Annotated in this window: 1 rRNA gene; it reads right to left on the bottom strand. The window is 56.8% G+C overall.

What is annotated here, in order from left to right:
- A 23S ribosomal RNA gene (locus tag AB0I82_RS36365) occupies nucleotides 1-1,068 on the bottom strand; the annotation flags it as partial.

The raw sequence follows: 1,068 nt of genomic DNA, 5'->3' as shown, positions 1-1,068 counted from the left end.
GTTTAGGGTACGGGCCGCCATGAAACTCGCTAGAGGCTTTTCTCGACAGCATAGGATCATCCACTTCACCACAATCGGCTCGGCATCAGGTCTCAGACATCATGCACGACGGATTTGCCTACCGTGCGTCCTACACCCTTACCCCGGGACAACCACCGCCCGGGCTGGACTACCTTCCTGCGTCACCCCATCGCTTACCTACTACAGACTCGGGTCACCGGCTCCACCACGTCCCTTTGTCCGAAGACTCCAGGCCGGCTTCACGGGCTTAGCATCCTCTGATTCGATATTGGGCGTTTCAAAGCGGGTACCGGAATATCAACCGGTTGTCCATCGACTACGCCTGTCGGCCTCGCCTTAGGTCCCGACTTACCCTGGGCAGATCAGCTTGACCCAGGAACCCTTAGTCAATCGGCGCACACGTTTCTCACGTGTGTATCGCTACTCATGCCTGCATTCTCACTCGTGAACCGTCCACAACTCGTTTCCACGGCTGCTTCACCCGGCACACGACGCTCCCCTACCCATCACAGCCTCCGTTGGGAGTATTGCTGCAATGACACGACTTCGGCGGTGTGCTTGAGCCCCGCTACATTGTCGGCGCGGAATCACTTGACCAGTGAGCTATTACGCACTCTTTCAAGGGTGGCTGCTTCTAAGCCAACCTCCTGGTTGTCTCTGCGACTCCACATCCTTTCCCACTTAGCACACGCTTAGGGGCCTTAGTCGATGCTCTGGGCTGTTTCCCTCTCGACCATGGAGCTTATCCCCCACAGTCTCACTGCCGCGCTCTCACTTACCGGCATTCGGAGTTTGGCTAAGGTCAGTAACCCGGTAGGGCCCATCGCCTATCCAGTGCTCTACCTCCGGCAAGAAACACACGACGCTGCACCTAAATGCATTTCGGGGAGAACCAGCTATCACGGAGTTTGATTGGCCTTTCACCCCTAACCACAGGTCATCCCCCAGGTTTTCAACCCTGGTGGGTTCGGTCCTCCACGAAGTCTTACCTCCGCTTCAACCTGCCCATGGCTAGATCACTCCGCTTCGGGTCTTGAGCATGCTACT

The organism is Streptomyces sp. NPDC050315, from assembly GCF_040655775.1.
Taxonomy (GTDB): domain Bacteria; phylum Actinomycetota; class Actinomycetes; order Streptomycetales; family Streptomycetaceae; genus Streptomyces.
This window is presented reverse-complemented; position numbering and strand designations above follow the sequence as displayed.